This window comes from Streptacidiphilus sp. P02-A3a, assembly GCF_014084105.1.
GTDB lineage: Bacteria > Actinomycetota > Actinomycetes > Streptomycetales > Streptomycetaceae > Streptacidiphilus.
The window spans coordinates 2,728,034-2,753,592 of the sequence record NZ_CP048289.1 but is presented as its reverse complement, the minus strand read 5'-3'; the positions used below and the strand labels follow the sequence as shown (position 1 = coordinate 2,753,592).

The following is a 25,559-nucleotide window of genomic DNA, read 5'->3' as shown; positions in this document are numbered from 1 at the left end:
TGTTACAGAGCCAGCCGACAGGAAGGCGGAACACCCATGGCACGCGTACGTTACGGCCCGCGCCCGGAGCCGGAGATCACGGCGGCGAGGAACAACCGCGGTTCCCTGCCCGACATCTGGTCCACCGGTGTGGTCGCGGTCTGGGAGAGCGACCCGGACGCGGTGGCGCAGGTGCTGCCGCCGCCGCTGAAGCCCGCCGAGCGGGCCCTGGTGCGGGTGAGCATCAGTCAGGTCGACCTGTTCGGGACCCCTCTGGGTGCGGGCTCGTTCGCGGTCAGCGCCGAGCACGGGCCGCACCGCGGCTGGTACCCGCTGGTGATGCCGATGACCACGGAACGGGCGCTGATCGGCGGGCGGGAGGTCTTCGGCGAGCCGAAGAAGCTGGGCGAGGTGGTCGTCGAGCGCACCGCCGACCCGGTCGGCGACCTGGTCGCTGCCCGGCTGACCCGGCACGGCGTCAGCTTCGTGGAGGTGCGCGGGCGGGTCGGCGGCGAACTGCCGCTGCCCGCCCCGGCGGAGAAGCTGGACTTCTACTTCAAGTTCCTGCCCGGCGTGGACGGCACCGGCTTCGACCTCGACCCGGTGCTGGTGCACTGCCTACGGCGGGAGCGGGTGCGGCGGCTGGAACGGGTGGACGGCGAGGTGCTGCTGCGCGAGTCCCCCTTCGACCCGGTCGCCGACCTGCCGGTGCGTCGGCTGCTGGAGATCAGCATCAGCGAGAAGACCTCCGACCAGCGCGGCCGGGTGGTGGAGCGGGTCAGCCCGCAGGCACTGCTGCCGTACCTGCACCAGCGCTACGACGACGCCCAGCAGCTGCTGGACGCCCCGGAACCGCCCGCCACCGACCGGGAGGCGTGATGGAACTCCTCCCCGGGCAGGTCGCCGTGGTCACCGGGGCGGCCGGCGGCATCGGACTGGCGATGGCCGAGCGCTTCGCCGCCGAGGGGCTGCGGGTGGTCCTGGCCGACGTCGAGGAGCCGGCACTGGACAAGGCCGTGGCGAGTCTGCGCGAGCGCGGGGCGGAGGCCGTCGGACGGGTCACCGACGTCTCCGAGCCCGACAGCGTGCGGGCGCTGGCCGACGCCGCCTACGGCGTCTTCGGCGCGGTGCACGTGCTGTGCAACAACGCCGGGGTCGGCTCCGGCGCCGAGGGCCGGATGTGGGAGCACGAACCCAACGACTGGAAGTGGGCCTTCGCGGTGAACGTGTGGGGTGTCTTCCACGGGATCCAGGCGTTCCTGCCCCGGATGCTGGAGGCGGGCGGCCCGGGCCACGTGGTCAACACCTCCTCCTCCGACGGCGGCATCGCACCGCTGCCGACGGCCTCGGTGTACGCGGTGACCAAGTCCGCCGTGGTCACCATGACCGAGTCGCTCTACGCGCACCTGCGCGCGGAGCGGGCCCCGATCGGCGCGTCGGTGCTGTTCCCGGGGCCGCACATGCTGCGCACCGGGCTGTGGGAGTCGCACCGCAACCGCCCGCAGCGCTTCGCCAAGGAGCGCCCACGCCGCACCCCTTACCGCAGCCTCGCGCAGTGGGAGGCGGCGATGGCGGCCGCCGGGCAGCCGATCGAGTTCACCCCGGTCGAGCAGGTCGCCGCCGCCGTGGTGGACGGGATCCGCGCCGACCGCTTCTGGATGCTGCCGCCGAGCGACCACAGCGACCGCCAGATCCAGGCCAGGGCCCGGTCGATGCTGGACCGCAGCAACCCCGCCTACCTGGAACGCTTCATCCTGGAGGAGGAGACGTGAGCGCCGGATCCCAGCGCCGGGACGACCCGTACCTGGTCATCTCGTCCGACTGCCACGCCGGACTGCCGACCGAGCAGTACCGGCCCTATCTGGAGGCCGCGCACCACCGCGCCTTCGACGAGTTCCTGGCCCAGGCGGAGCACCGCCGGGCCGAGGCCACCCGGCTCGGCGTCCGCAACGAGGCCTTCGCCCGGAAGTGGTTCGCCGAGCACGAGGAGGGGCTGCGCGGCGGGTGGGACCCGGCGCGCCGGGAGAAGGAGCTCGACGGTGACGGCGTCGCGGGCGAGGTCGTGTTCCCGGACGCGGACGCGGTCGACAGCGGCACCGCCGCCCCCTTCGGCGTGGGCCTGGGGCTCAGCGGCGACCAGGATCCGGTGCTCGGGATGGCCGGGGCGCGGGCGCACAACCGCTGGCTGGCGGAGTTCGTCGCGAGCAGCGCCGCCCCGGAGCGGCACTGCGGGGTGGCCCTGCTTCCGGTCACCGGGGACGTGCCGACCGTGGTGGCCGAGGTCAGGCGTGCGCACGCGTCCGGCCTGGGCGCGGTCATGATCCCGTCGATGTGGGTGGACCGGCCGCCGTACCACGACCGCCGCTACGACCCGGTGTGGGCGGTGTGCGCGGAGCTGCGGATGCCGGTGCTGACCCACTCGGGCGCGGCTCCACGCCACGAGTACGGCGACCACCTGGGCATCTACGTCACCGAGGTGACCTTCTGGCCGTCACGCCCGCTGTGGTTCCTGCTGTGGTCCGGGGTGTTCGAGCGCTTCCCCGACCTGCGCTTCGGCGTGGCCGAGTCCGGCTGCTGGTGGCTGCCCAATCTGCTGTGGTTCATGGACCGGCTGTACCTGGGCGCGCACGGCGGCAAGAAGCTGTCCCCGTTCGCCGAACTGACCATGGCTCCCAGCGCGTACGTGGACCGCAACTGCTTCATCGCGGCGACCAACACCAAGCGGCGGGAGCTGGCCCAGCGCTACGAGATAGGGGTGGGCAATATCTGCTGGGGCAGTGACTTCCCGCACCCGGAGGGGACCTGGCCGAACACCCGCGAGTGGATGCGCACCTCCTTCCACGACATCCCGGTCGACGAGACCCGGCAGCTGCTGGGACTCTCCTGCGCCGAGGTCTTCGGCTTCGACCTGGACAGGCTCGCGCCGATCGCGCAGCGGATCGGGCCGGCCCCCGCCGAGCTGGGCCAGCCGGAGGACCAGCGGCCGGTACTGGCCGCCTGGGCCCCGGCCCGGGAGGTCGGACGGCACTGGCTGACCGGACGGGACTTCCCCTTCGTCGGCACCGCCGTACCGACAGAAGGGAACACGCTGTGACCGGGCAACCTCCACACGCCGAACAGCCGGAGCGAACCGAACCGCCGGAGCGGCCCGAGCGTTACACGGTCATCTCCGCCGACTGCCATGCCGGGGCCGACCTGCTGGACTACCGCCTCTATCTGGCGGCGCGGCACCAGGACGCGTTCGACGCCTGGGCAGCCGCCTATGTCAATCCCTATGCCGACCTGCAGGCCCCCGAGGCCGAGCGGAACTGGGACTCCCCGCGACGGCTCGCGGAGCTGGAGGCGGACGGGATCGTCGCCGAGGTGGTGTTCCCGAACACCGTCCCGCCCTTCTACCCGAGCGCCTCGCTGACGGCCGGTCACCCCGTCGGCGGCGAGGAGTTCCGGCTGCGCTGGGCCGGGCTCCGGGCGCACAGCCGGTGGATGGCCGACTTCTGCGCGCAGGCCCCGGGCCGCCGGGCCGGGACCTTCCAACTGCTGCTGGGTGACGTGGACGAGGCCGTGGCCGAGGTCCGGCGCTGCCACGCGGCGGGCCTGACCGGCGGAGTGGTGCTCCCTGGTGTCCCGCCCGGCGCGCCGGTGCCGGAGCTGCACTCGCGGGTGTACGACCCGCTCTGGGCGGTGTGCGCGGAACTCGGCGTACCGGTGAACCACCACGGCGGCTCGGCCGGCCCGGAGCTGGGCAGCGAACCGGCGGCGCGGGCGGTGTTCATGGTGGAGACCACCTGGTTCTCGCACCGGGCGCTGTGGCACCTGGTCTTCGGCGGGGCGTTCCGGCGCCACCCCGGGCTGCGGCTGGTGCTGACCGAGCAGGGCTCGGGCTGGATCCCGGGGGTGCTCGACATGCTGGACTACTACCACCAGCGCCTGGTCGGTTCGGACACCCGGGCGGCCACCGCCGAGTCCCGGTTCGGCTCGGGCCTGGCCGAGACCATGGGCGAGCGCCCGAGCGCCGTCTGGCAGCGCAACTGCTTCGTCGGCGCGAGCTTCATGCGGGCGCACGAGGTGCCGCTGCGCGACCGGATCGGCCTCGACAAGATCATGTGGGGCAGCGACTACCCGCACGACGAGGGCACCTGGCCGCACAGCACCGAGGCGCTGCGCACCGCCTACGCGGGGCTCCCCCGGTCCGAGGTGGCGGCCATGGTCGGCGGCAACGCGGCCCGGGTCTACGGATTCGACCTGCCCGCGCTGGACGCGCTGGCGGCAAAGGTCGGCCCGCTGGTCACCGAAGTCGCCGTGCCGCTCGCGGCGCCCCCGCCCGGCGCGACCAGCCCGGCCTTCGCCCGCGGCGCCGGGGTCCGGGTCTGGTGAGCCGGACCAGGCGCCAGGAGTCGAGGACCCGAGGTAATACCAGTCGGTAACAACCCCTAGCCAGCTCCGATCCCACGGCCTTACGCTTCCGGCCATGCCTAACCTGCCCAACGCCGTGCTCTGGTCGATACCCGCGTTCGTGCTGCTGACGGTCATGGAGATCGTCTCCTTCCTGGTCCACCCCGACGAGGACGAGCAGGGCTACGCCGCCCGGGACACCGCGACCAGCCTCACCATGGGGTTGGGCAGCCTGGTCACCAACCTGGGCTGGAAGATCCCCGCCTTCGCCATCTACAACCTGCTCTACGCGGCGACCCCGCTGCGGCTCCCGGTGCACTGGTGGACCACCGTGCCGCTGATGCTGCTCGGTCAGGACTTCTGCTACTACTGGTCGCACCGCAGCACCCACCGGGTGCGACTGCTCTGGGCGCAGCACGTGGTGCACCACTCCAGCCAGAACTACAACCTGTCCACCGCGCTGCGCCAGCCCTGGACCGACCTGACCTTCGGTCTCTTCTACGCCCCGCTGGTGGTCCTGGGGATCTCCCCGGCCGCGGTGGCCTTCTGCTCCTCGGTGAACCTGGTGTACCAGTTCTGGATCCACACCGAGCGGATCGACCGGCTGCCCCGCCCGTTCGAGTTCCTCCTCAACACCCCCTCCCACCACCGGGTCCACCACGCCTCGCAGGGCGGCTACCTGGACCGCAACTTCGGCGGCATCCTCATCGTCTGGGACCGGCTGTTCCACTCCTACACTCCCGAGACCAAGCGGCCGGTGTACGGCCTGACCAAGAACATCTCCACCTTCAACCCGCTGCGGGTGGCCACCCACGAGTACGCCTCCCTGGGACGCGACCTGGCCTCGGCCCGGAGCTGGCGGGACCGCGCCGGCTTCCTGTTCCGCGGGCCCGGCTGGCGGCCCGACGCCACGCCCGCCGCCGAGACGGCGGACGTCCGGATCGCCGCGTGACCCGGGCGAACCGGCCGCTCACCGCCTATGCGGCAGTATCGGTCGGATACCTCGGCTGCGCCCTGGCCGGCCTGACGACCGCGCAGGACATCGCCAAGCCGCTGCTGATGCCGCTGCTCGCGTTGGCGGTGGGCCTGCGCGCGCTTCCGCCCGGGACCTCGCGGCTGCTCCTGGGCGCGCTGCTCGCCTCCTGCGCCGGGGACACGCTGCTCATCTTCGGCGGCGCCTGGTTCCTCGTCGGCATGGGCGGTTTCGCCGTCGCGCACGTCTGCTACATCTCCCTCTTAGTGTGCGGCGGAGCCCTGCGCGATCGGGCCCGCCTGCTGCGCACCGCGACGGGGTACGGCCTGCTCTGGATCATCCTGATCTCCTCCCTGTGGCCGGACCTGACCCCGGCGCTGCGGCTGCCCCTCGCCGGATACAGCCTGCTGTTGGCCGGTACGGCGGTGACCTCCGCCGGGCTGAGCCGCCGCACCGGCCTGGGCGGCGCGCTGTTCCTGCTCTCGGACAGCCTGATCGCGACCGGCCTGGCCCACTGGCCGCAGCCGCCGGTACCGGACTTCTGGGTGATGGCGACCTATCTGGCCGGGCAGTACCTGCTGGCGTCAGGTACGACCCGGCACGTCTTGTGCAACCAAAGGGTTGCACATACTCTGGTCGATGTGCAACCATCGGGTAGCACATCACCACGAGGGGGCTCATCATGGACCGTACGTTCGTGAACCACGATGACCAGAACCACCACGATGACCAGAACCAAAACAACGGCCAGAACCACAACAACGGCCAGGGCGACCGTGCCCAGCGGGGCGGCAGCGGCCACCGGGAGAGCCCGGACAGCATCGAGCGTGAGGTTCTCATCAACGCGCCCGCCGAGCGGGTGTGGCGGGTGCTCACCGAGGCGGCGTTCCTCGGCAGCTGGTTCGGTTCGGGCGAACCGGCCGAGATCGAGCTGCGCCCGGGCGGCAAGCTGCTCTTCGACCACGGCGCGCACGGCGCGCTGCTGGCCCGGATCGAACAGGTGGAGCCGCCCCACCTGCTGTCCTTCCGCTGGTCGCAGGGCCGCCCCGGCGAAGAGCCGGTCGCGAACCGGGCCACGCTGGTGGAGCTGCGGCTGACCCCGGTGGCCACGGGAACCAGGCTGCGGGTCCTGGAGAGCGGCTTCGCGGGGCTTGCCATAGCGCGGCCCGCGGTCCAAAGGCACCGTCAGCCGAACGACCGGGGTTGGGCCGGGAAGCTGAACGAGCTGCGTGAGCACCTGGAGCGGCAGGCGGCATGACACTCGATCCGGGTGCCGTCGACACCGTGCTCGCGGCGCTGGCCGACCCCACGCGCCGCGCGGTGCTCGACGCTCTCGCGGCGCACGGCGGGGCCACGGCCACGACGCTCTCGGCCGAGCTGCCGGTGAGCCGTCAGGCGGTGGTCAAGCATCTCGCGGTGCTGGAGCGGGGCGGCCTGGTCACGTCCACCCGGAGCGGCCGGGAGGTCACCTACACCGTCCGGCCCGACCGGCTGGACGCGACCGCCCGCTGGATGACCCAGCTCGCCGCCCAGTGGGACACCCGGCTGCAGGCGATCAAGCACTTGGCCGAGGGTCCCGACTGATCCCTGGTCAGGGCTTGCGCGCCACGCCGACCGCCGCCAGCCGCAGTACGGGGTTGTCGGTCAGCGAGGGGGTGTCCTCGTCCGGACGCCACTCGCTGACCGTGACCACACCCGGTTCGACCAGTTCCAGCCCGTCCAGGAAGGCCGCGACCTGCGACAGGGTGCGGAACTGCCCCCGGCCGACGCCCTGCCGCAGTGCCGCCTCGGCGGCGACCGTACCCTCGTCCGCCGATTCGTCGGGAGTGATCAGGTGATGGATGAACACATAGCTGCCCGACGGTAGGCCGTCGACCAACTGCCTGACGACCCGCGCCGGCTCCTCCTCGTCCAGCACATAGTGGAGGATGCCGCAGAGCAGCAGCCCCAGCGGCTGCTCGAAGTCGATGTGCTGGCTCACCAGGGGGTCCGCCAGGATCGCCGCCGGGTCCCGCAGGTCCCCTGCGGCGACGACCGTCTCCTTGCTGTCGGCCAGCAGCGCACGGGCGTGGGCCAGCACCACCGGGTCGTTGTCGACGTACACCACCTGCGTGTCGGGCTCCAGCCGCTGGGCGATCTGGTGGACGTTGTCCGCCGTGGGCAGCCCCGAACCGATGTCGACCAGCTGCCGCAGCCCGACCTCGCCCACGAGGTAGCGCACCACGCGGCCCAACATCGCCCGCTGCTGGCGGACGCCCAGGTGGACGGCGGGGAGCGCCTGCTCGATCCGGGCCGCGACCTCCCGGTCGGAGGCGTAGTTGTCCTTACCCCCGAGAAGAAAGTCGTAGACCCGCGCGATGTTCGGCTGCGGCGTATCGAAATCGGTCACTGCGGCCCTCCCCGGACGTTCAGCCAACCCCCATGATGATCATAGGGCAGCAGCAGAAGTCCGGCGGCAGATCCCATACCACCGGTTATCAGAACGCCACAGCAGGGCTCAGACCGTCAGGTCGACCACCACCGGGGCATGGTCGGAGGTGCCCTTGCCCTTGCGGGCCTCGCGGTCCACATAGGCGTCGGAGACGGCCTCCATAAAGGGCTTGTTGCCGTAGGCGAGGTCGATCCGCATGCCCTTGTTCTTCGGGAAGGCCAACGCGCGGTAGTCCCAGAAGGTGTAGGGACGGTCGTACTTGAGGGCGCGCGGGTACACGTCGGCCAGGCCGACCTCCCGCAGGGAGGCCAACGCCTCGCGTTCGGCGGGGGTGACATGCGTGCTGTCGACGAAGAGCGAAGGGTCCCAGACGTCCTCGTCGGTCGGGGCGACGTTGAAGTCACCGAGGACGGCGAAGGGGCGGGCCGCCGCCGTGTCGTCGACCACGGCGGCACGCAGTGCCTCGAACCAGCGCAGCTTGTACGCGTAGTGGGGGTGGCCCAGCTCGCGCCCGTTGGGCACGTAGACCGACCACAGCCGGACCGGGCCGCAGGTCGCGGCGATGGCCCGGGCTTCCTGCTCGGGCTCGGCGGCGATCAGGGCGGCGTTGGCGCCGTCCTCCTCCGCGAGGTAGCCGGGCTGGTCGGGCAGCCCCCGGACGACCTCGTCCAGGCCGATCCGGGAGAGGATCGCGACACCGTTCCAGCGGCCGGTGCCGTGCGCCGCGGTCTCGTAGCCGAGTTCGCGGACCGCCTCGAACGGGAAGGCGTCCGTGGCGCACTTCAGCTCCTGCAGGCAGAGGACGTCCGGCGAGGCGGTTCCCAGCCACTCCAGCAGCTTGGGCAGCCGGGCGTTGACCGAGTTGATGTTCCAGGTGGCGACACGAACAGTCATCAGGGGCGCTCTTCCGTGCGGTGACGCGAGAGGGTCGGATCCAACCTACCGCCCGCCACCGACAGCGGCCGGACCAAGCCTTCGGCACACCCCTTACGGGGGGTCGGCTGAAGATCGCGGCAGCACCGGGGGCAGAATCGGAACCCGGGTGCGCCGGGACACGGCACCCTGTTCGGCTTCGACAAGAACGGCGTGGTGAGCGTGCAACTGGCAGCGGCGACAGCAGCAACGGTGTACGCGGGCCCCCCGGCCTGGACCTTCGGGCGGGTCTTCAGCGAGTGGCAGGCCGAGCCGGTGGTGCTGGCGATCGCGATCCTCGGCTCGGCCGGGTACCTGCTCGGCCTGGTTCGGCTGCGCCGCTTCGGCGTCGCCTGGACCTTCGGCCGGACGGCGGCCTTCCTGCTCGGCATGGCGCTGTGGGTGTTCACCGTCTGCTCCGGCCTGGGCGTCTACGAGAAGTACCTGTTCACCGATCGGGCAGTGCAGTCGGTGGTGCTGCTGATGGTGGTCCCGCTGCTGCTGGCGATGGGCGCCCCGATCTCGGTGCTGGTGGAGGCCGCCCCGGAGCGGTTCCGGGAGGGCATACGGGCGCTGCTGCGCGGCCGGGCCGCCCAGGTGCTCATGTTCCCGCTGGTGTCGACCGTGGTGCTGATCGTTCCGCCGTGGCTGCTCTACTTCACCCCCTGGTACCGGCTGTCGCTGACCACCGACCTGTGGAACGTCGTCTTCCACGTCGCCTTCGTGCTGTTCGGCCTGGCGTACTTCTGGCCCCGGCTGCAGATCGACCCGGTCGGCCGCCACTACCACCCGCTGCTCGGGGTGGTGATCACGGTGGCCGAGGTGATCTTCGACGCGGCCCTCGGCTTCATCCTGGTGTTCGGCTCACACATGCTGGTGCCGGACTACTGGGCCTCGCTGCACCGCCCCTGGGGCATGTCCCCGCGCACCGACCAGTCCTGGGGCGGGGCGGTGCTCTGGGGCCTCGGTGACATCGCGGGCGTTCCGTTCCTGGTCGCCCTGATCATCCGGGTGGTCCGGGAGGACCGGATCGAGACGGCCAAGGTGGACCGCCGCCTCGACGAGGAGGCGGTGGCGCGGGTCGCCGCGCAGTCCGCCCCGGCCGAGGTGGGCCGGGCGAAGGCCGCCGCCCCGGCCGCGCCGGAGGAGGAGAGCATGCGCCCCTGGTGGCTGGACGACCCGAACCTGGCGCACCGCTTCGGTACCGGCGAGAGCTGACCCCGGGTCCGGGCGGACCGGCTCAGCCCCGGCCGTACTCCTCCTCGGCCCGCCAGAAGAACACGTACCCGGCCAGCCCCACCAGCACCGACCAGCCGATCGCCACCGGCCAGACGTGGCTCGGCAGCAGCGAGGCGGGCACCGACATCATCAGCGCGTACCGCATCAGGTCGTTGAAGATCAGCGCCGGGTTGAGGTTCAGCACCGCCGAGACCCAGCCCGGGGCGTCCGAGGTGAAGCTGCTGACGCTCCAGAAGACGCCGGACAGGTACATCCAGGTGCGCAGCACGAACGGCATGAGCTGCGCCATGTCGGTGGTCTTGGCACCGATCCGGGCCATGAACAGCGCGAGCCCGGCATTGAAGACCGACTGGAGCAGCAGCACCGGGAAGATCAGCAGCCAGCGCCAGCTGACGGGTTCCCCGGTGGCCAGCACGATCACCGCGAGCACGCCCATGGAGAAGATCAGCTGCTGGAGCTGGATCACCGTGAAGGCGATCGGCAGGCAGGCCCGCGGGAAGTGCAGTGCCCGGATCAGCCCCAGGTTGTCGGCGATCGAACGGGTGCCCGCGAGGACCGCCGACTGGGTGAACTGGAAGACGAAGACGCCGGTGCAGAGGTAGGCGATGAAGTTGGGGATTCCCCGGTTGGTGCCCAGCAGCAGGCCGAAGATCAGGTAGTAGACGGCGGCGTTCAGCAGCGGCGTCATCACCTGCCAGATCTGCCCCAGCCGCGCCGCCGTGTACATCGCGGTGAGCCTGGCGGTGGCGAAGGCCATGATGAAGTGCCGCCGCGACCAGAGCTGCCGGGTGTAGCTGGGCAGCGGTGGCCGTCTGCCGGTGATGGACAGGCCGTGCGCCGCCGCGAGTTCGGCGCCGCTGAGGTTCGGGCGGGTGTCGACGCTGCCGCTGTACTCGCTCACTCTCCGACCGTCTCATGAGAGCGGCGCCCGCGGCAGTGCCGACACCCGCGCCGGGGTGTCGGCTCTCAGATCACCGGTGGGCGGCCCAGCCTGGTCATCCGCCAGACGGTGCTCCAGCGCATCGGGCGGCGCGGGCCGCAGGGCGTGCGCCACCCCTCGGCGAAGCCGCCGAACCAGGCCCGCAGCGCCTCGCCGGAGGGCCGCCGGGCCAGGGTCAGCAGCACCCAGGTACCCAGGTACACCGGGACCAGTGGCGCGGGCAGGTTGCGGCGGGCGAGCCAGACCCGGTTGCGGGCGATGTTGCGGTTGTAGACCGCGTGCCTGCTGGGCGCGGTCTTGGGGTGGTGCAGCAGGATGTCCGCGCGGTACTCGATCTCCCACCCGGCGTCGAGTGCCCGCCAGGCCAGGTCGGTCTCCTCGTGGCCGTAGAAGAACTCCCCCGGGAGCTGCCCCGCCTGGGCGAAGACCGCGCTGCGGACGGCGCTGGCGCCGCCGAGGAAGGTGGTCACCCGGGAGGAGCGCAGCGGGTCGGCGGCGCGCAGCCGCGGGACGTGGCGGCGCTGCGTCTCTCCGCTGTCCGGGTCGGCGATGCGGAAGCTGACGATGCCCAGGCGCGGGTCGGCGGCGAAGGCCGCCCGCAGCTTCTCGGCGTCGTCGGGCTGCGGCAGCAGGCCGTCGTCGTCGAGGAAGAGCACCACGTCCACCTCGGAGCCGTCGGCGCCGAAGGCCTCGATGCCGACGTTGCGCCCGCCGGGGATGCCGAGGTTCTGCTCGGTCCTGATGCCGCGCACGCCCTCGGGCAGCGGCGGCACGTCGACGCCGTTGGCGACCACGACCACCTCGATCGCCGGTCCGTGCTGCGCGGCCACCGAGTCGAGCAGCGCCGTGAGCTCCGCCGGGCGGTTGCCCATGGTGAGCACGACCGCGCCGAGCCTGAGTTCGTCGGACACCGCCGTCACCTGAGCCGGCTGGAGAGGACGATGCTGAGCAGGTGCAGCCCGGTCTGCAGGACAGCGATGGCGGCGAGCACCGCGACCGCGATCCTGGTGAACAGCAGGTCCCCGTGGACGCTGTCGGCGATTCCGGCCGCGAGCAGCACCAGCGAGGCCTCGACCCCGCCGATCAGCCGGTGGAACTTGAGCGCGGCGGCGAGCTTGCGGGCCCTGGCCACACCGGCCGCGCGCGGCACCGAGGCGGTGTCCTCGACCGCCGCCAGGCCCCGCCGGATCCGGGCGACGTCGACCAGGTCGGTCTCGGCCTTGATCAGGATCGCGCCGAGCGCGGCCACGGTGCCGAGGAAGGCCCACATCCAGGCGGGGCCGCCGTGCTGCTTGAACAGGTCGGCGGCGCGCAGCCCGGCGCCGGTGAGCAGCGCGGCCTCGGACAGGTAGTGGCCGACCCGGTCCAGGTAGACCCCGGTGGTGGAGGTCTGCTTGCGCCAACGGGCGAGCTCACCGTCGACGCAGTCCAGGCCCAGGTACGCCTGGATGAGCAGGGCCGCCAGGATCGCCCCGGTGAGCCCGGGGACCAGCAGGGCGGCGCCACCGAGGATCCCGGTGAACATCATCAGCCAGGTCAGCTGGTTGGGGCTGACCGGGGCGTCGATCAGGTGCCGGGTGATGCGGGAGGAGATCCGGCGCATGTAGATGCGGCCCGCCCAGTGCTCGCCGGAGCGGCGGTCGAGCAGGCCCTCGGGGTGGGCGACGGCGCGGAACTCGGCGAGAGTGGGCTTGCCGCCACCGGAACGGCCGGGCCGCTCGGGTTGGCCGGATCGTTCAGGAGCAGGAGCTGACGTGTTTGACATAGTCGTTGTACGCGTCCCGGATGGCAGGGGTGTCGAGGTCGAGGTGCTCCAGGACGGTGAAGCGTCCTGGGCGGGTCTGTGGAGCGTAGTGCACGGCGGCGACGAACTCCTCGTCGCTGAAGCCGATCTGGCCCGCCGTCACCGGTAGCCCGTGGCGCTGGAGTACCTCGATCATCTGCCCGGTGAGGCCGAGGTCGCCGCGCAGGTAGGTGGCGAAGGCCGCGCCGAGGCCGCACTGCTCGCCGTGCTGGGCCGAGCGGGTGGGGTAGAGGATGTCGATGGCGTGGTTGATCTCGTGGCAGGCGCCGCTGGAGGGCCGGGTGCTGCCGGCGATGTTCATCGCGATCCCGGAGAGCACCAGCGACTCGGCGAGGGCGACCAGCAGCGAGTCGTCGGCGATCGTGCCCGGGTGGCGCAGCAGCAGTTCTCCGGCGCTGCGGGCCATGGCGACGGCCAGACCGTCCACCTGTTCACCGGTCTCCCGCTTGGAGAGCTCCCAGTCGGCGCAGGCGGAGATGTTGGAGACGACGTCGCCGATCCCGGCCGCGACGAAGCGGTGCGGGGCCTGCCGGATCACGTCGAGGTCGACGATCAGGCCGATCGGGCTGGGTACGCCGTAGGAGCCGCGGCCGGCGTCGTTGTCCAGGGTGGAGACCGGGGAGCAGAGGCCGTCGTGGGCGAGGTTGGTGGCGACCGCGACCATGGGCAGGCCGACCCGGGCGGCGGCGTACTTGGCGGCGTCGATGATCTTTCCGCCGCCGAGGCCGACCACCGCGTCGTAGTGGCCCGAGCGCATCTGCTCGGCCAGCAGGACGGCGGAGTCCAGGGTGCCGCCCGCGACCGAGTACCACTCGGCGCCGGGGAGCTGCGGGGCCAGCCGCTGGCGCAGCGCGGCCCCGGAGCCGCCGCTGACGGCGACGGCGATCCGGCCGGACGCGGAGATCCGCTGGTCGGCGAGGATCAGCCCGAGGTCGTTCAGGGCCCCGGCCCGGATGTCGACCACCAGCGGCGAGGGGACCAGTCGGGTCAGTACTGGCACGCGATCTCCCGTCCCTTGGCAAGGTCGTCATGGTTGTCGATCTCGACCCAGGAGACCTCGCCGATGGGCTGCACGTCGACGCGCTGCCCCCGGTTCACCATCTCCTGGTAGCCGTCCTCGTAGTACAGCTGCGGGTCGCGCTCGAAGGTGGCCTGGAGCGCGGAGGCGAGGTCCTCGGCGGCGGAGGGGTTGATCACGGTGAGGCCGATGTACTCGCCGGTGGCCTCGGCGGGATCCATCAGCTTGGTGATCCGGCGCATGCCGAGCTCGGGGTCGACGACGACCTTCATCTCCTCGTCGGCGAGCTGCTTCACCGTGTCCAGGGCGAGCAGCACGCCCGGGGCACTGCCCTCGGCGGTGAGCCTGGCGTTGGCGTCGAGCATGGTGCGCTGCACCGAGGCCGGGTGCACGGTGTCGCCGTTGGCGAGCAGCAGGCCCTCGCTGAACAGCTCCCGGGCGCACCACAGGGAGTAGGCGTTGTTCCACTCCTCGGCCTTGTCGTTGTCCACCAGGCGGAGGGTGAGCCCGTACTGCGCCTCCAGCGCGGCCTTGCGCTGGTAGACGGCCTCGGCCCGGTATCCGACCACGATGGCGACCTCCTTGATGCCGACCTCGGCGAAGTTGCCGAGGGTCAGGTCGAGGATGGTCCGGTCGCCGTCCACCGGCACCAGCGCCTTGGGGAGGGTGTCGGTGTACGGGCGGAGCCGGCGTCCGGCGCCGGCGGCCAGAACGAGGCCGATCATGGGGTGTCTCACTCTCTGTACTTCATGCGTCAGTGCTGCGGGCAAGGGTGCAAGCTACCCGCGATCGTAGGCGAATGTGAAGGTCACGCGGGACGCGGGACCCTCTTGGGGGCGTCTCGCTGAAGCGGAGGGCGTACGTACGGCAGACTGTCGGCATCGATATGACCGGACAGCTGCGAGCCCGGCAGTCACGAGCCGAAAGGTCCTCATCCATGCCGACCAGCGAACCAACGACTCTGAGCGCGACCGAGATCCTGCTGGAGCTCGTCGACACCGAGGGCCGCACCATCGGTACGGCCGAAAAGTTGTCCGCGCATCGGAGTCCTGGTCGACTGCACCGGGCTTTCTCGGTATTCCTGTTCGACACCGAAGGACGGATGCTGTTGCAGCGGCGGGCGCTGGGGAAGTACCACTCCCCCGGCGTCTGGTCGAACACGTGCTGTGGTCACCCCTATCCCGGCGAGCCGCCGTTCGTGGCCGCCGCCCGGCGCACCGCGGAGGAGTTGGGCGCGGGCCCGGTCCGACTGCAACAGGCGGGGACGGTCACCTACAACCACCCGGACGAGGCGACCGGGCTGGTCGAACAGGAGTACAACCACCTGTTCGTCGGGATCGCCGAGGCCACCCAGCGGCCGAACCCGGAGGAGGTCGCGGACACCCGCTTCGTGACCCCGGCGGAACTGGCGGAACTGCGGGCGGCCAAGCCGTTCTCGGTCTGGTTCGGCACGGTGCTGGACGCGGCGCTGCCGACGGTCCGCGAACTGTTCCCGAACGCCGGCTGGTAGCACCGACGGCGGTGGTCCGGGGGGACCAGGCGGGTGTTCTTACCCGGCTCCGACGGGTTTTCGCTTCCCGTTCGGGCCGAGAACGCCCAACTGGTCCTATTTTTCTTCTCCAGGACACTTGTGACGTGGGATAACGACAGGGCACCATGGCGAACATCTGCTGGCGCGCGCAGCGCGGCCCGTACCCGGGTCGGCCCCTGGCCGCCGGTTGCTTTCCTTGCCTTGCCCGCACCTCTTGCCTCGCTTGCTCATTTCGCTTACCGCCGTGCCTGCCCACGTGCCGTCCCCGGACGCCGCTCCCGCTGGAGGACCCCTTGGCCCCCGCCTCCCTCGGGAAATTCAAGGTCTTCTCACATGTCTCACAGCCGGATCCCACGGGCTACGGCGATGGTCTGAGCGTGAGGGTTCTGCAACTGCCCACCCCGTGGGCGACACCGGCTCGCTGGGTGCTGGCCGTCCTGGCCTGGCTGGTGGTGATGGCGGTCGGCAGCGCCACCGCCGTGGCGCTCAACCCGGTGGGCCTGGGCCGGTCGTGGACCGTGTCCGCGACGGCGGCCACGGCGCGCATCGGCGCGCTGTTCACCGGGAGCATCCACGGCGGCCACTTCTGCACCGCGAGCGTGGTGAACAGCCCCGGCGGCGACGTGATCATCACTGCCGCGCACTGCCTGTCCGCCACCCCCGGGAACACCGTCTTCATCCCCGGCTACCGCAACGGCCAGCAGCCGTACGGCACGTGGCCGGTGCTGCACACGATCGAGGACCCGAACTGGACCGCCAACACCGACCCGGACTACGACGTGGCCTTCGCCGTGCTCGGGTCGCTGCACGGCAAGGAGATCCAGCAGGTCGTCGGCGGGAACACACTGGCGGTGAACCAGTCGCCCGCGCAGCTGATCACCCTCACCGGGTATCCGGGGACCGCCAACGCCCCGATCACCTGCAGTAACTACAGTGCTTCGTTCAGCCCGACCCAGATGCGCATCACCTGCGCCAACTACACCGACGGGACCAGCGGCAGCCCGTGGGTGGTCCCCGGCAAGGGCAGTTCGGGGACGGTGATCGGCGTGATCGGCGGCTTCCAGCAGGGCGGCTACACCCCGGACGTCTCCTACAGCGTGTACTTCGACGGCGATGTGCAGGGGCTGTACCAGCAGGCCATCACCATGGTCCGCTGACCTCCTCGGAGACCCCCGGGGCGCCCGGAGCCGCCGGAGGGTTCGGGGGGTTCGGGGGCGGGGGTTCCGCCGAGTGGGCCTCCCCGGGCTGGGGTTCCGGGGGCGGCGTGCCCGGGTCGCCCGCGGTCCCGCCGGCGCGGCGGACGGCGTCGAGCCGGGACAGCCCGACGGCGCCGAGCAGCACCAGGCCCGCACCGAATATCTGCGGAACCAGCCACCAGCCGGTCCGCACCGACTCGTTGTAGAGGGTGACCCCCAGCGAGAGGCTGATCAGCGCGTCACCGAGGGTCAGCGCGGGCTGCGAGGCCACCAGCGGTCCGGCCTGCATGGCGTTCTCCAGCAGGAACAGCGCGCAGACGCCGACCACCGCGAAGCCGTAGGTCTGCCAGGACTCGAAGAAGGCGGCGACACCCTGGTGGTCGAGCGTGTCCGTGGCGGACTTCATCAGCGCGGCGGTCAGCGCGTAGCCGATGGCCGCGGCGGTGCCCAGGCAGACCGCCCGGGCCGAGCCCACCGGGCGGCGTCGCGCCGCCGCGGAGAGCACCACCATCGCGCCGCAGCAGCTGGCGACCGCGAGCACCCACAGCGCCATCGAGGGCTGCAGGTCGCCGCCGCGCGGGGAGGCCGCGAACAGCGCGGTACCGAGCCCGACCACGATCGCGGCGACCGACAACCAGCCCCAGCGGGGCATCCGCTTGCCGAACACCACCCCGGAGATGAGCAGCGCGAACGGCAGCTCCAGGACGAAGATCGGCTGCACCACCGCGAGCGGACCGGTGGCCAGGGCCAGTGCCTGGAACACCGCCGCGAAGATCACACCGAGGATGCCGCCGAACCACACCGGGGTACGCAGCAGGTCCAGCATCAGCCGCAGCCGGAAGCTGTCGGACTGCGGGACGATCAGCGCGGCCCGCCGCTGGAGCACCGTGCCCATCGCGTTGCTCACCGCCGCGAGCACCGCGAACAGCACGGACAGTACGGCCGTCGTGGACATCTGCCGTGTCACCCCTCCCCTCGGCCCCTCCCAGCCCTGCACCCGTCACCGCGATGCTACCGGCCGCCTCCGGCAGTCGGCGGGAGTGTGATCGTTCCGGCCGGGCGCGCCGCGGTCAGGCCGGGGGCGGCGGGACCGAGACGACCATGGTGAGCCGGGCGTCGACCGTCCCCGGATTGCGGTAGCCGTGCGGCCGACCGGCGTCGTAGGCGGCGGTGGTGCCCTCGGGCACCGGGTGTTCGACCCCGTCCAGCACCACCAGGAGCTCGCCCGCGTCCACCCGGACGATCTCCGTCGTGCCCACCGGGTGCGCGTCGGAGTCGTGCCCCTCGCCGGGGCGCAGCGTCCAGTGCCACAGCTCCAGCGGCCCCGGCGACTCGACCCCGGCCAGCAGCACGGCCGCGCTGCCCCGCGGGGTGGACCACAGGGTCACCGCCTCCTCCTGCGGGACCAGCCGGACCAGTGGCCCCTGGTCGTAGTCGAGCAGTCGGGCGATGCTGACGCCCAGGGCGTCGGCCACCCGGACCACCGTGCCGACGCTGGGATTGGTACGCGCCTGTTCGATCTGGATGAGCATCCCCCGGCTCACCCCGGCTCTGGCGGCCAGCGCCTCCAGGGTCAGCGCACGGTCCGCGCGGAAGCGTCGCACGTTGCGCGCGAGGGCCTGGGCGACCAGGTCGAGGTCGGGCATGGGCGGTCCTGGAAGTAGAGGGCCAACATAATGCACTCAGCAGTTCATCAGAATGAACTACAGTGAAGTGCACCCACGGTCCACCGCACTGTACTGCGAGGTCTCCCCCATGACTGCCGTCTACGCCCTGATCTGCAGTGTGCTCTGGGGTGTCTCCGACTTCGGCGGCGGACTGCTCACCCGGCGGCTGCCGGCCCTGGTCGTGGTGGTCGCCTCGCAGGCCGCGGCCACGCTCGTGCTGCTGGTCAGCGTGACGGCGACGGGTGGCTTCGACACCGGTTCGCCCCGACTGCTGTACGCCGCCGGGGCGGGACTGATCGGGCCGATCGCGATGATCGCCTTCTACCGGGCGCTCGCCCTCGGCCCGATGGGGGTCGTCTCCCCACTGGCCACCGTGGGCGTGGCGGTGCCGGTCGGCGTCGGCCTGCTGCTGGGCGAGCGGCCCGGGGCCATGCAGGCGGCCGGGATCGCCGTGGCCGCGGTCGGGGTGGTGCTCGCGGGCGGACCACAGCTGCGCGGGGCCCCGGTACAGCGGACGGCGGTGCTGCTCACCCTGGTCGCGGCCTTCGGCTTCGGCGGGGTGATGGCGCTGATGGCGCAGGCCACGACCGGAGCGGCCGGACTGCTGCTCGCGCTGCTGGTGCAGCGGAGCTGCAACCTGGTCGTCGGCGGCGGCGCACTGCTGCGAGCCGCCCGCCGCCGCCCGGAGGACTACCGGCTGGCCGACCTCACCGGCCTGGGCGCCCGCGCCCTCACCGGACTGGTCGCGGTGGGCCTCGGCGATGTGGCCGCGAACGGCATGTTCGTGCTGTCCAGCCAGACCGGCTCGGTGGCGGTGGCGGCGGTGCTGGCCTCGCTCTACCCGGTGGTCACCGCGCTCTGCGCCCGGATCCTGGTCGGCGAGCGGCTCCGACCGGTGCAGGCCGCCGGATCCGGGCTCGCCCTCGCCGGGGCGATCCTGCTGGCGGCGCACTGACCGAGCGGCCCGGCGGACGACAGCCGAACCGGGCGGGCGGCGTCAGGCCTTGAGCTCGGCGTCCCGCTGGTCGCCCCGGCCCTCGTCGTCCCCGGCGGCGACCGGCGCGAGTTCCGCCTCGGGATCGGTGATCCGGGAGCGGCCGATCGGATTCTCCGGGGCCGGCTTGTCCCGGGTGGCGATCAGGTAGGCCACCGCGCACAGGAACACGATCAGCGAGGTCCAGTCGTTGAGGCGCAGCCCCAGGAAGCGGTTGGCGTGGTCGTCCCGCAGCGCCTCGATCCAGCCGCGACCGGCCGTGTAGGCGGCGGCGTAGAGCGCGAACAGCCGGGCCGAGTGCAGGCTCCACCTGCGGTCGGCCCACAGCAGCAGGAGCACGCAGCCGAGGTCCCACAGCGACTCATAGAGGAAGGTCGGCTGGTAGGTGGCCAGGTTGGGGGTGGCCGGGGGGCGGTGCGCCGGGTCGATCAGCAGCCCCCAGGGCAGCTTCGTCGGGTCGCCGTACAGCTCCTGGTTGAAGTAGTTGCCCCAGCGTCCGATCGCCTGGGCCAGGATCAGGCCGGGGGCGAGCGCGTCCGCGAAGCCCGCCAGCGGGACGCCCTTCCTGCGGCAGCCGATCCAGGCGCCGACCGCGCCCAGGGCCACCGCACCCCAGATACCGAGCCCGCCGTCCCAGATGTAGAGGGCGCGGATGGGCTGCTCACCGGCCTTGAAGTAGAGCTCGGGGTCGGTGATGACGTGGTACAGACGGCCGCCGACGATGCCGAAGGGCACCGCCCACAGGGTGATGTCCAGGACGTCGTCGGCGTTGCCGCCGAGCTTGACCCACCGGCGGCGGGTGAGCCACAGGGCGGCGGCGATGCCCGCGAGGATGCACAGCGCGTAGGCGCGGATCGGGATCGGGCCGATGTGCCAGACCCCCTGCGAGGGGCTGGGGATGTACGCGAGTTCCATCAGGCGGGCCGTTTCCCTTGCGAACGGGCGGGGCTGGACGACCCGCTGGGCGCGGCCAGACTACAACGACGGCCGCCCCGGACAGCCATCCGCGCGACCGTCCGACTACCGCTTGACACCGGCGGCGGCCGGACTATAGTGAACCAAGAGGTTAATTAACTAGGTGGTTGAATACCGTGGCAACCGAACCGGACCCGCTCAGTACCGTCTTCGCCGCCCTCGCCGATCCGACTCGGAGGGCGATCCTCGCCCGGCTGGCGTCCGGTGAGGCGACGGTCACCGAGCTGGCCGAACCGTTCGCGATGAGCCTGCCCGCCGTGTCGAAGCACCTGAAGGTGCTGGAACGCGCCGGGCTGATCACCCGGGGGCGGTCCGCGCAGTGGCGCCCCTGCCGCCTGGAGGCAGAGCCGCTGGGCGAGGCGTCCGCTTGGCTGGAGCGGTACCGACGGCTGTGGGAGCGCAGCTTCGACCGCCTCGCCGACCACCTCGCGGAGCGGATGGCGGAGCTCCAGGATGAAGCCGGGACAGCAGCCGGACAGCAGCCGGATCAGCAGCCGGATCAGCAGCCGAGAAAACACCGAGAGAAGGAGAGAGACCATGACTGACAGCTTCAGCATCACCCGCGTCTTCGACGCGCCCCGGGAGCTGGTCTTCGCCGCCTGGACGGAGCCCGCCCAGTTCGCGCGCTGGTTCGGCGCCGAGAGCGAGGTCCCACTGGAGACGGTCTCGATGGACGTCCGCCCCGGCGGCGCGTGGAGCGCGATCATGCATGTCGATCCCGCGCCGACCACGCTGCACTTCCACGGCGACTACCGGGAGGTGGTCCCGCCCGAGCGGCTGGTGCTCACCCTGAGGAACCCGTTCGACCCGAACGACCCGCTGGTCGAGCTGGTGACCGTGGTGTTCAAGGACCTCGGCGGCAAGACGGAGATGGCCTTCGTGCAGGAGGGGCACCTCGGCGCGGAGGAGTACATAAAGACCAAGGAGGGCTGGTCCCTGTTCTTCGACCGCCTGGCCGAGGGGCTGCCCCAGGCCTGAGCAGTCCCCCGTGAGCCGGCCGTCGTGAACCAGCCGCCGTGACCTGCGGGCCGGGGCTACTCCGCCACGGCGTCGCGGATCTGCGCCAGGAGCTCCCGCAGCCGGGCGCGCTCGGCCGAACCGAGTCGACCCGTGGCGGCGGCCAGGGCCTGCCGGTCGACCTCCTCCGCCTCGGCGTGCCGGATCCGGCCCGGCGGGGTGAGGCTCACCAGGAAGGCCCTGCGGTCCACCGGATGCCGGACCCGCTCAACCAGGCCGTCCCGCTCCAGCGAGTCGACCAGCGCGGTGGTCGTCCTGGCGGCGACTCCCAGCATGTCGCTGAGGTCCCGCATCCGCAGCGGCTCGGGCGAGGAGGCGAGCATGCGCAGCGCCCGCAGCCGGGCGACGGAGGCGCCGTGCACGCGCAGCCGGGCGTTCACGAAGGACTGCAGTCGCTGGGTGGTGGCGAAGAGCTCGTCCACCAGGATGTCGCTGCTGCCTGGTACTCCCATATGCGCCGATCCTCGTTCCAATATTGTGAGGCCGTTCATAGTGAGTATGCTCAGTATATGTCGGCCGGGTCCAGCGCGCCCGTTCTGACGCGCCCTCATGATGCCCTGACTCACACAGGACCCTGCCGTGCCCCACCGCCTCAGCCAACGCACCGTCGTACCCGTCATGGTGGCCTCGACCATCTTTCTGTCCATCGTCGACGGGGCGATCACCACCGTCGCCCTGCCGTCCATCGGCCGCCAGTTCCACCTCGCCGCCACCAGCCTCGACAGCGTGGTGGTCGTCTATCCGGTCTGTGTAGGGATGTTCCTTCCCGCCTCCGCCTGGCTGGGCGACCGCTTCGGGGGCAAGCGGGTGCTGCTGCTGTCCCTCGCTCTGTTCACCCTCGCCTCCGCGCTCTGCGGATCGGCCGACAGCCTCGGCCAACTGGTCGTCTACCGGGCGCTCCAGGGCTGTGCGGGCGGGCTGCTGATGCCCGTCGGCGGGGCGATGCTGTTCCGTACCTTCTCCGCCCAGGAACGTGTCCGCGCGTCCCGGCTGATGATCTTCCCGCAGCAGGTCGCCCCGGCCGTGGCGCCCATCCTCGGCGGGATCCTGGTCGACGGGTTCTCCTGGCGCTGGGTGTTCTACGTCAACCTGCCCGTCGGCCTCGCCGCCACCGTGTTCGGCCTGCTGTTCCTGACACCGCACCGCGACCACACCCCCGGACGCCTGGACATACCCGGGCTGCTGCTGTCGGGCGGTGGCCTGGCCTGGCTCATGTACGGGGTGTGCGAGGGCGCCCAGCAGGGCTGGTCCGCGACGCCGGTGGTGGCCGCACTGGCCGGGGGCGTGACGCTGCTGGCCGCCGCGACGTTCGTCCAACTGCGCACCGAGGAACCGGTGCTGCGGCTGCGGCTGTTCGCCGACCGGTTGTTCCGCGACACCAACCTGATCTGCCTGGTCGGCATGGTCGCGATCATGGGCGCGATGTTCCTCGGGCCGCTGTTCATCCAGGAGGCCCAGGGGCGGAGCGCACTGGCGTCCGGGACCAGCACCTTCACCGAGGCATTCGGGGTGCTGCTGACCGTCCAGGTGGCGGGTGCCCTCTACGCCAGGGTCGGGCCGCGCCTGATCATCGCGATCGGGCTGGGCATGGTGGCCTGCGTCCTGCTGCTGCTCTCCACCTGCGACCTGCACAGCAGCCTGTGGACCTTCCGGCTGTACATGTTCCTGCTCGGGGTCGGCATGGGCGGGGTGTTCATGCCGACCACGGTGGCCTCGCTGAGCAACGTGCGGCGGGCCGACGTGGCGCATGCCTCGACCCTGAACACGATGGTCCGGCAGACCGCCGGGGCGCTCGCCCCGGCGGTGGTGGCCACCCTGCTGGTCCTGAACGCCGGGCCGCACGCCGCCGCCGACCCGCCGGTGGCGGCCTACCAGGACGCCTACCGAATACTGGCGGTGATCGCCGTGGTGGCCGCGCTGTTCAGCCTGACCATGCCGGACGGCGTCGCCCGCCGGGCGGCCCTGGGTCAGCCGGAACCCGGGCAGGCGGCGGGGGGCGTGCCCGAGCAGCAGCGGGAGATGGCCACGGAGCGGCCGACCGCACCCCCACGGGTGAGCGACTGAGCCGGACGCCCGGACCGGGCCGCCACCGGGTCGCTCCCGGACCGCCCCCGGGCGGCTACCCGACGGCCTCGCGGACCCGCCGGAACTCCTCCGCGATGCCGTCGACCGTGTAGTGGGCGTTCAGGCCGCTGGGTATTCCAGTAACTACATATTCTTAATAAAATGATCTTGTGAGTGACAATAAAACCTCCACCATTACCGCACTACGCGTGAGCCCTTATGGCCGCATTTCAGATACGGACAAAAAGCGCGCCCCTGGCATCAATCACCAGTTCCGGACAGTGCACCCGCTTATTGCGTCACGGGGTGGTGTCGCCACATGCGACTATTTCGACAACGGCAAGTCAGCATATAAACCCGAGGTCATCCGTGATGATGGCTTTGAGCCATGGTTGCAAGACTTCATCGACAACCAGACGGACGTCATTGCCGGTTGGGATCTGGACCGTATATTCCGCCAGCCCATCGATCTAGAACGGGTCATCAAGGCATACTGCCACGCCTACTTTAAAGAGGGTCGCCCCAAGTCTATCCTGTGGCTCCCCTCAATGACGCTCGACCTAACGGACGCGGATGCCAGACCATCGCGCGCATGTTGGTCGCAGTCGCCAACCAGTCAAGTGCAAAGACCGTAAAACGAGTCACGGACTTCTACCGAGACAAAGCGCTGAAGGGCAACATCCACAGCAACTACCCAGCCTTCTACCGCAACCGAAATGGCTCCATTAATCCCCTCAGCAAGGTGATTCGGGGCTACTCAATGCGGCCATCATGAATCCCGATGACCAGTACCTACCGCTGGACTACTCGGCTCCTTGGCCGACGGTTCCATTGCAAGTCTTCGCACGTGATATCAAGACGGGTGTCACCAAACAACTGACGCACCTCGCTGACGGCACGGGCGGCATGGTCATAGCCAATAATTGGACGCTGTACTACGTGCCTGGAAATGCGGCGCATAAAACCGCCACTGCGAATATCTACCAGTATTCCTTTGGGTCTCAGTCAAGCGAGTCGGTTGTATCCTCGGATGTAGACATGCAGAACGACATATTTTCGATAGCTACAAGTGGACCTACCGGTAAACGCCCAGCTCTGTTCAACTGGTAGTCCAGCGACCAAAAGCACCCCCGGCGCAAGGTTCGCGCCGGGGGTGCTGGTGCCGTCCAATCAAGTAACCCCTCCGTGCCACTTAGGGGCACGGAGGAGTTCTAGGACGTGCGACAGGCTCAGTGAGCCGCCTGGAACTTCACGATCACGTCCGCAGGGACACGGCCCCGGGATGCCACCTCGATGCCCTGGGACGCGGCCCAGGATCGCACTGCTCCCGGGTCCGGGCGGTTGGCGTCCTTGGCCACTGGTACGCGCTTGGCTCCCCGTCGAGCACCACCTTGCTTACGTCCAGCGGACGTGTAAGGGGCAAGGATCTCGCGCAGTGCAGCCGCATTCTTGCTATTCAGGTCGATCTCGTAGGACCCGCCGTCCAAGGCAAAGGTAACGGTCTCGTCGGCCTCTGACCCATCCAGGTCGTCAGAGAGTTCAACTACTACCTTCTGCGCCATGACTGCACCTCTCCACGCTCCCGTGCTGGTAGGTGCACGATGACAGATTGAGCCGTCCAGCGCAAAGGAAGCCGACGATGCAGGGTCGAGGCTCGTTCTTCTGCTAAATACCGGAACGTAAGGCACCCCCGACGCCCGTGCTCACGTCGGGGGTGCCATGCCGTCCGTACGGGGGAAGTGAATCTACGGACGGCCGCTGCGGGGTTGGAACGCGTCATATGGCCTGAAGTCCAGCCAGCACCCTACGGAGTAGATCAGGGTCGGGTTTGGGTAGTTAGATCGTCGCCGTCTTCGACGACCGCCGCGGGAGGGTTGGAACTGGCGACTCAAGCGCCAGCTCCGCCCACACCACCTTGCCGCCACCCCTGGGGTAGAAGTGTCCGACTTGCCGTGCCATGGCACCGACGATGAACAACCCTCGTCCGCTCTCGGCCTCGTCGTCGGCGCCGGCTGCGGGTTGAACCGGGAGTTCCACCGACGCATCCCACACCTGGATGGAGAAGGCATCCCCACGCGCCAGGATGCGAACACTAATTAGGTTCAGACCGTCCAGCTCCGCCCACGTCGGTTGGAGGGTAGTGACGCCGGTTGCCTTCACGGCGTTGGTCACCAACTCTGAGACCACCAGCTCGGCGGTGTCGATCCGCTCGGGGAGGGTCCAGCGGTGCAACGTGTGCCGGACGAACATCCGTGAACAACTCACTGCGGTGGGCAGAGCCGCCAGGTTGAGCGACGCCGCAAGCGGAGGAAGTTTCTTCATTGGTCGCCATTCCTGATGAAATGTCGCGCCGGTAGTGGTCTCCCCCATGAGTTCCGCCGTCATCGCCGCTCTCTTTCCTGGCGTTTTCGCGTGCGGATAGCTCGT

Annotated in this window: 30 protein-coding genes; 17 read left to right on the top strand and 13 right to left on the bottom strand. The window is 70.6% G+C overall.

The window, feature by feature from the left end; translation table 11 throughout:
• The first annotated feature begins 36 nt into the window (after positions 1–36).
• The 8 genes from GXP74_RS12475 to GXP74_RS12440 all read left to right on the top strand — a co-directional run bounded on the left by GXP74_RS12475 (position 37) and on the right by GXP74_RS12440 (position 6,928).
• The gene (locus GXP74_RS12475) at positions 37–858 is read left to right on the top strand and encodes an acetoacetate decarboxylase family protein (protein WP_182451553.1); all 822 of its coding nucleotides are present in this window, start codon (positions 37–39) and stop codon (positions 856–858) included.
• Positions 858–1,751: an SDR family NAD(P)-dependent oxidoreductase gene (locus GXP74_RS12470; protein WP_182451552.1), complete on the top strand. Its 894-nt coding sequence runs from the start codon at positions 858–860 to the stop codon at positions 1,749–1,751. Before GXP74_RS12475 ends, GXP74_RS12470 begins: the two co-directional genes overlap by 1 nt.
• Entirely contained in the window at positions 1,748–3,073 is a 1,326-nt protein-coding gene (locus tag GXP74_RS12465; protein ID WP_182451551.1) for an amidohydrolase family protein, read from the top strand. Before GXP74_RS12470 ends, GXP74_RS12465 begins: the two co-directional genes overlap by 4 nt.
• Entirely contained in the window at positions 3,070–4,353 is a 1,284-nt protein-coding gene (locus GXP74_RS12460; RefSeq protein WP_182451550.1) for an amidohydrolase family protein, read from the top strand. Before GXP74_RS12465 ends, GXP74_RS12460 begins: the two co-directional genes overlap by 4 nt.
• Positions 4,354–4,447: 94 nt before the next feature.
• Positions 4,448–5,323: a sterol desaturase family protein gene (locus GXP74_RS12455; protein ID WP_182451549.1), complete on the top strand. Its 876-nt coding sequence runs from the start codon at positions 4,448–4,450 to the stop codon at positions 5,321–5,323.
• Entirely contained in the window at positions 5,320–6,045 is a 726-nt protein-coding gene (locus GXP74_RS12450) for a lysoplasmalogenase (RefSeq protein WP_182451548.1), read from the top strand. The genes GXP74_RS12455 and GXP74_RS12450 overlap by 4 nt, the downstream gene beginning before the upstream one ends.
• The gene (locus GXP74_RS12445) at positions 6,042–6,602 is read left to right on the top strand and encodes an SRPBCC family protein (RefSeq protein WP_225447879.1); all 561 of its coding nucleotides are present in this window, start codon (positions 6,042–6,044) and stop codon (positions 6,600–6,602) included. Before GXP74_RS12450 ends, GXP74_RS12445 begins: the two co-directional genes overlap by 4 nt.
• Positions 6,599–6,928: a helix-turn-helix transcriptional regulator gene (locus tag GXP74_RS12440; protein WP_182451546.1), complete on the top strand. Its 330-nt coding sequence runs from the start codon at positions 6,599–6,601 to the stop codon at positions 6,926–6,928. The genes GXP74_RS12445 and GXP74_RS12440 overlap by 4 nt, the downstream gene beginning before the upstream one ends.
• A 7-nt stretch (positions 6,929–6,935) precedes the next feature.
• Here GXP74_RS12440 and GXP74_RS12435 read toward each other — a convergent pair whose 3' ends face one another.
• Together GXP74_RS12435 and GXP74_RS12430 are read right to left on the bottom strand one after the other, a co-directional pair.
• The gene (locus tag GXP74_RS12435) at positions 6,936–7,733 is read right to left on the bottom strand and encodes an SAM-dependent methyltransferase (RefSeq protein WP_225447878.1); all 798 of its coding nucleotides are present in this window, start codon (positions 7,731–7,733) and stop codon (positions 6,936–6,938) included.
• A gap of 108 nt (positions 7,734–7,841) precedes the next feature.
• Positions 7,842–8,669, bottom strand: a complete 828-nt coding sequence (locus tag GXP74_RS12430) for an exodeoxyribonuclease III (protein ID WP_182451544.1) — start codon at positions 8,667–8,669, stop codon at positions 7,842–7,844.
• 195 nt (positions 8,670–8,864) lie between these two features.
• On the opposite strand from GXP74_RS12430, the gene GXP74_RS12425 reads away from it, so the two are divergent.
• Positions 8,865–9,905 carry a cytochrome c oxidase assembly protein gene (locus GXP74_RS12425; RefSeq protein ID WP_182451543.1) on the top strand — a complete coding sequence of 347 codons (1,041 nt, stop codon included), beginning with the start codon at positions 8,865–8,867 and terminating at the stop codon, positions 9,903–9,905.
• 22 nt (positions 9,906–9,927) lie between these two features.
• On the opposite strand, the gene GXP74_RS12420 is transcribed toward GXP74_RS12425, so the two are convergent.
• The 5 genes from GXP74_RS12420 to GXP74_RS12400 all read right to left on the bottom strand — a co-directional run bounded on the left by GXP74_RS12420 (position 9,928) and on the right by GXP74_RS12400 (position 14,413).
• The gene (locus tag GXP74_RS12420) at positions 9,928–10,827 is read right to left on the bottom strand and encodes an ABC transporter permease (protein ID WP_182451542.1); all 900 of its coding nucleotides are present in this window, start codon (positions 10,825–10,827) and stop codon (positions 9,928–9,930) included.
• Between the two features lie 65 nt (positions 10,828–10,892).
• Positions 10,893–11,777 carry a glycosyltransferase family 2 protein gene (locus GXP74_RS12415; RefSeq protein WP_255528108.1) on the bottom strand — a complete coding sequence of 295 codons (885 nt, stop codon included), beginning with the start codon at positions 11,775–11,777 and terminating at the stop codon, positions 10,893–10,895.
• A 5-nt stretch (positions 11,778–11,782) separates the two neighbouring features.
• Positions 11,783–12,469, bottom strand: a complete 687-nt coding sequence (locus GXP74_RS12410; RefSeq protein ID WP_182456395.1) for a CDP-alcohol phosphatidyltransferase family protein — start codon at positions 12,467–12,469, stop codon at positions 11,783–11,785.
• 133 nt (positions 12,470–12,602) lie between these two features.
• Positions 12,603–13,670, bottom strand: coding sequence for an iron-containing alcohol dehydrogenase family protein (locus GXP74_RS12405; protein WP_182451541.1), 1,068 nt, complete (start codon positions 13,668–13,670; stop codon positions 12,603–12,605).
• Complete coding sequence (locus tag GXP74_RS12400; RefSeq protein WP_182451540.1) at positions 13,658–14,413, bottom strand: sugar phosphate nucleotidyltransferase; 756 nt, start codon at positions 14,411–14,413, stop codon at positions 13,658–13,660. The genes GXP74_RS12405 and GXP74_RS12400 overlap by 13 nt, the downstream gene beginning before the upstream one ends.
• Before the next feature lie 212 nt (positions 14,414–14,625).
• Between GXP74_RS12400 and idi the strand changes: the two genes are divergently transcribed.
• Both idi and GXP74_RS12390 read left to right on the top strand, forming a co-directional pair.
• Positions 14,626–15,198, top strand: a complete 573-nt coding sequence (gene idi, locus GXP74_RS12395) for an isopentenyl-diphosphate Delta-isomerase (RefSeq protein ID WP_182451539.1) — start codon at positions 14,626–14,628, stop codon at positions 15,196–15,198.
• 398 nt (positions 15,199–15,596) lie between these two features.
• Complete coding sequence (locus GXP74_RS12390; protein WP_182451538.1) at positions 15,597–16,376, top strand: serine protease; 780 nt, start codon at positions 15,597–15,599, stop codon at positions 16,374–16,376.
• Here GXP74_RS12390 and GXP74_RS12385 read toward each other — a convergent pair.
• Together GXP74_RS12385 and GXP74_RS12380 are read right to left on the bottom strand one after the other, a co-directional pair.
• Entirely contained in the window at positions 16,360–17,370 is a 1,011-nt protein-coding gene (locus GXP74_RS12385; protein WP_225447877.1) for a DMT family transporter, read from the bottom strand. The two genes, GXP74_RS12390 and GXP74_RS12385, sit on opposite strands and share 17 nt — an antisense overlap.
• A gap of 115 nt (positions 17,371–17,485) precedes the next feature.
• Positions 17,486–18,061 carry a helix-turn-helix domain-containing protein gene (locus tag GXP74_RS12380; protein ID WP_182451537.1) on the bottom strand — a complete coding sequence of 192 codons (576 nt, stop codon included), beginning with the start codon at positions 18,059–18,061 and terminating at the stop codon, positions 17,486–17,488.
• A 109-nt stretch (positions 18,062–18,170) separates the two neighbouring features.
• Between GXP74_RS12380 and GXP74_RS12375 the strand changes: the two genes are divergently transcribed.
• Positions 18,171–19,037, top strand: a complete 867-nt coding sequence (locus GXP74_RS12375) for an EamA family transporter (protein ID WP_182451536.1) — start codon at positions 18,171–18,173, stop codon at positions 19,035–19,037.
• A gap of 42 nt (positions 19,038–19,079) precedes the next feature.
• Here the strand turns inward: GXP74_RS12375 and lgt are convergent, their stop codons facing one another.
• Entirely contained in the window at positions 19,080–19,991 is a 912-nt protein-coding gene (gene lgt / locus GXP74_RS12370) for a prolipoprotein diacylglyceryl transferase (RefSeq protein WP_182451535.1), read from the bottom strand.
• 176 nt (positions 19,992–20,167) lie between these two features.
• On the opposite strand from lgt, the gene GXP74_RS12365 reads away from it, so the two are divergent.
• Positions 20,168–20,596 (top strand): helix-turn-helix transcriptional regulator, encoded by a 429-nt coding sequence (locus tag GXP74_RS12365; RefSeq protein WP_182451534.1) that lies wholly within the window; start codon positions 20,168–20,170, stop codon positions 20,594–20,596.
• Complete coding sequence (locus GXP74_RS12360; protein ID WP_182451533.1) at positions 20,589–21,029, top strand: SRPBCC domain-containing protein; 441 nt, start codon at positions 20,589–20,591, stop codon at positions 21,027–21,029. The genes GXP74_RS12365 and GXP74_RS12360 overlap by 8 nt, the downstream gene beginning before the upstream one ends.
• Before the next feature lie 56 nt (positions 21,030–21,085).
• Here GXP74_RS12360 and GXP74_RS12355 read toward each other — a convergent pair whose 3' ends face one another.
• Positions 21,086–21,520 carry a MarR family winged helix-turn-helix transcriptional regulator gene (locus GXP74_RS12355; RefSeq protein WP_182451532.1) on the bottom strand — a complete coding sequence of 145 codons (435 nt, stop codon included), beginning with the start codon at positions 21,518–21,520 and terminating at the stop codon, positions 21,086–21,088.
• Positions 21,521–21,647: 127 nt separating this feature from the next.
• On the opposite strand from GXP74_RS12355, the gene GXP74_RS12350 reads away from it, so the two are divergent.
• The 3 genes from GXP74_RS12350 (at position 21,648) to GXP74_RS12340 (ending at position 24,242) form a co-directional block, all read left to right on the top strand.
• A complete protein-coding gene (locus tag GXP74_RS12350) occupies positions 21,648–23,132 on the top strand; it encodes a DHA2 family efflux MFS transporter permease subunit (protein ID WP_370468415.1) in 1,485 nt (494 codons plus the stop codon).
• Between the two features lie 170 nt (positions 23,133–23,302).
• Positions 23,303–23,767 carry a recombinase family protein gene (locus tag GXP74_RS12345; protein WP_182451531.1) on the top strand — a complete coding sequence of 155 codons (465 nt, stop codon included), beginning with the start codon at positions 23,303–23,305 and terminating at the stop codon, positions 23,765–23,767.
• A 136-nt stretch (positions 23,768–23,903) separates the two neighbouring features.
• Positions 23,904–24,242, top strand: a complete 339-nt coding sequence (locus GXP74_RS12340) for a hypothetical protein (RefSeq protein ID WP_182451530.1) — start codon at positions 23,904–23,906, stop codon at positions 24,240–24,242.
• 119 nt (positions 24,243–24,361) lie between these two features.
• Here GXP74_RS12340 and GXP74_RS12335 read toward each other — a convergent pair whose 3' ends face one another.
• Positions 24,362–24,694 carry an Lsr2 family protein gene (locus GXP74_RS12335; protein ID WP_182451529.1) on the bottom strand — a complete coding sequence of 111 codons (333 nt, stop codon included), beginning with the start codon at positions 24,692–24,694 and terminating at the stop codon, positions 24,362–24,364.
• Between the two features lie 274 nt (positions 24,695–24,968).
• Complete coding sequence (locus GXP74_RS12330) at positions 24,969–25,517, bottom strand: ATP-binding protein (RefSeq protein ID WP_225447876.1); 549 nt, start codon at positions 25,515–25,517, stop codon at positions 24,969–24,971.
• Positions 25,518–25,559: the final 42 nt, after the last annotated feature.

Coding starts and splice junctions, on each gene's coding strand:
- GXP74_RS12430 (WP_182451544.1), bottom strand. CDS start 8,669: ATGACTGTTCGTGTCGCCACCTGGAACATCAACTCGGTCAACGCCCGG.
- GXP74_RS12355 (WP_182451532.1), bottom strand. CDS start 21,520: ATGGGAGTACCAGGCAGCAGCGACATCCTGGTGGACGAGCTCTTCGCC.
- lgt (WP_182451535.1), bottom strand. CDS start 19,991: ATGGAACTCGCGTACATCCCCAGCCCCTCGCAGGGGGTCTGGCACATC.
- GXP74_RS12440 (WP_182451546.1), top strand. CDS start 6,599: ATGACACTCGATCCGGGTGCCGTCGACACCGTGCTCGCGGCGCTGGCC.
- GXP74_RS12455 (WP_182451549.1), top strand. CDS start 4,448: ATGCCTAACCTGCCCAACGCCGTGCTCTGGTCGATACCCGCGTTCGTG.
- GXP74_RS12470 (WP_182451552.1), top strand. CDS start 858: ATGGAACTCCTCCCCGGGCAGGTCGCCGTGGTCACCGGGGCGGCCGGC.
- GXP74_RS12475 (WP_182451553.1), top strand. CDS start 37: ATGGCACGCGTACGTTACGGCCCGCGCCCGGAGCCGGAGATCACGGCG.
- GXP74_RS12360 (WP_182451533.1), top strand. CDS start 20,589: ATGACTGACAGCTTCAGCATCACCCGCGTCTTCGACGCGCCCCGGGAG.
- GXP74_RS12400 (WP_182451540.1), bottom strand. CDS start 14,413: ATGATCGGCCTCGTTCTGGCCGCCGGCGCCGGACGCCGGCTCCGCCCG.
- GXP74_RS12385 (WP_225447877.1), bottom strand. CDS start 17,370: ATGTCCACGACGGCCGTACTGTCCGTGCTGTTCGCGGTGCTCGCGGCG.
- GXP74_RS12330 (WP_225447876.1), bottom strand. CDS start 25,517: ATGACGGCGGAACTCATGGGGGAGACCACTACCGGCGCGACATTTCAT.
- GXP74_RS12340 (WP_182451530.1), top strand. CDS start 23,904: ATGAATCCCGATGACCAGTACCTACCGCTGGACTACTCGGCTCCTTGG.
- GXP74_RS12380 (WP_182451537.1), bottom strand. CDS start 18,061: ATGCCCGACCTCGACCTGGTCGCCCAGGCCCTCGCGCGCAACGTGCGA.
- GXP74_RS12375 (WP_182451536.1), top strand. CDS start 18,171: ATGACTGCCGTCTACGCCCTGATCTGCAGTGTGCTCTGGGGTGTCTCC.
- GXP74_RS12335 (WP_182451529.1), bottom strand. CDS start 24,694: ATGGCGCAGAAGGTAGTAGTTGAACTCTCTGACGACCTGGATGGGTCA.
- GXP74_RS12410 (WP_182456395.1), bottom strand. CDS start 12,469: ATGCGCCGGATCTCCTCCCGCATCACCCGGCACCTGATCGACGCCCCG.
- idi (WP_182451539.1), top strand. CDS start 14,626: ATGCCGACCAGCGAACCAACGACTCTGAGCGCGACCGAGATCCTGCTG.